The 2,079-nt window shown below is 64.4% G+C and carries 2 protein-coding genes; both read right to left on the bottom strand.

The window, feature by feature from the left end; all coding sequences use genetic code 11:
• Nucleotides 1–514: 514 nt before the first annotated feature.
• On the bottom strand, nucleotides 515–1,249 hold the full coding sequence (locus GWK61_RS54260) for a DUF7873 family protein (protein ID WP_194922241.1): 735 nt from the start codon (nucleotides 1,247–1,249) through the stop codon (nucleotides 515–517).
• Nucleotides 1,250–1,589: 340 nt separating this feature from the next.
• Nucleotides 1,590–1,916, bottom strand: coding sequence for a hypothetical protein (locus tag GWK61_RS54255; RefSeq protein WP_194922240.1), 327 nt, complete (start codon nucleotides 1,914–1,916; stop codon nucleotides 1,590–1,592).
• Nucleotides 1,917–2,079 lie beyond the last annotated feature (163 nt).

Raw genomic sequence — 2,079 nt, 5'->3', positions numbered from 1 at the left:
AACCGGACTGCGCCCCCCAGCGAGGTCATCAAACCATGCGCGAAGCCGTAAAAAGCTTCTAAAAACCACAAACCAACCGCACCCGCCACACCCACCCGACACCAGCACCCCCAGCACCCAAAAAAGGGCGAGGCCCAGGGTTTTGCCCGCCCTGGGCCTCTCCACACTGAAAAGGTGTGGTGCCGTCGTAGTACACACGCCGATGGCATTTAAGAAAACGGGTAAGTCTAAGGCACCGCGCTCTTCCTATTGAGCTATCCCCGCATGAGAGAGCGGGGAACAGGGCTCGAACCTGCAACCTCGGTGTAGGACCCGCTTCCGGTCGATCCGGCGATGGACGGCGAGGGCTAAGCTTGGAGCGAGAGTCTGAGCTTCATCACTGCTGCCTCTACCTACTTGGGCTACCTCCGCACGGTTTGGCGGAGAGAGGGATTCGAACCCCCACTGTCACAGTGTTCGTCAGTTTCAGGCGTCACATTAAGCTTGGTCGCTCGCCGCCGATCCTAGCGAATCCTCAGGCGAAGAGGTAACCGAATACCGCCTCGCCGACGCGCTGGTCCGTGACCTCGAAGGTGTTCGCCTCCTCGCGGGCGAACTTCACCGCCTGGCTCAGCTTCTCCACGCGCTCCACGAGCTCGTTGACCCGCTGCGCGGGCAGTGCGCCGGAGAACTTGGTCTGCGTCCAGTAGCCGACGGTGATGTCCTCGTAGTAGACCTCGACCTGCGCCGGGTGCTTCTCGGTGGCCTCGGCCTTCACGTGGTTGCGCGGCACCTTCTTGGTGCGCAGCGTGCGCACCGGCTCGGTGCGGTACCAGTCCGTGGAGGGGTCGGCGGTCCAGGACTCGGCGGCGTCCAGCACCGGCAGCTTCTTGACGAAGGTGTTCAGGTCGGCGAGCTGCTTCTCCAGGAACAGCAGGTAGGACACCGGCACTTCGCGCAGCAGCGTGCGGCCCTCGACGACGACGTCGGCGCGCGCCACGCAGTTCGCCCAGTCCTTGGTGGCGGTGACGTCGAACAGCCGGGACAGGCCGGCGGCGATCTGGTGCAGCACGTCCTCGGCCTTGACCTGCACGCGCGTGGACTCCGGCGGCAGCTGCTCGCCGTCCTCGTCCTTGGCCTGGTAGGTGCGGCTCAGCCCGGTGAGCAGCGGCTGCTTCTGGACGTCGTGGTGGGCCTGGGTGAGTTCGGCGTAGGACTTGCTCTTGACGCCCTTCTCGATGGCGATGATCTGACTGAGTTTCGTGGCCATGATGGTTCCCCCCATGCGGAGCGCATGTCGTGAATCTGATTTGTTCTGACGCAGAGCCTATGGACAGGTGCCGACAATCCGTTCACCGGGTCGGCGGGGTCCGTGGCGTGTGCACGATGATGGCAGACGCGCCGCGATGGGATGTAGGTAATTTCGCCGACGCGGTGAGGGCTCGAAGTAGTCACTTGAGAGAGTCGGGCAACCGACTCGGCGACATGAACAAATGGCCGCTGCGCTCATATAGCGGCCGGATCCCGACAATGGCCGCCGCACCCGCATAGCGGTCCGATCCCGACAATGGCCGCCGCGCCCGCACAGCGGCCGGATCCCCGACGTCGGCTCAGACGGTCCAGCCGATCGGGTAGTTGACCACCGGATGGAACGTCGCCCCGGCGGCCTCCGCCTCGCCGCGCGCGATGACGACCATCTCCTTCAAGTGGTCCAGCTGCTTGGCGTGCTCCTCGGTGTCCCAGACGCTGACGTGCACGGCCGAGCCCTCCGGCGAGACCGCCGCGTAGAAGTGCAGGATCCCCGGCAGCTGCTTGATGGCCGGGATCAGGTACTCCGAGATCTTCCGGTTCATGGCGTCGATCTCGGCGAACCGCTCGGGCTCGTAGGTGAACCTCGAGACGCGGACGAACGCCGTCGCGGGCAACGACTCGGTCATGGTGAACTCCCCACCCTCGGTCGATTACATTACGATCGGCAACCCTAACATAATAGGTGATCACCACGGGAGCTCGGGCGGCCCCGGAACACCTGTCCCCGAACCGCCCGACCTACGAGACCGACGCCCTACCGAATCGAAGCCCTACTCCCAGCCCTAATCC

Origin of the sequence: Catenulispora rubra (assembly GCF_015356825.1) — a bacterium.
Lineage (GTDB): Bacteria > Actinomycetota > Actinomycetes > Streptomycetales > Catenulisporaceae > Catenulispora > Catenulispora rubra.
Note: the sequence above shows the minus strand (reverse complement) of the source record. Positions and strands in the feature narration are given on the sequence as shown.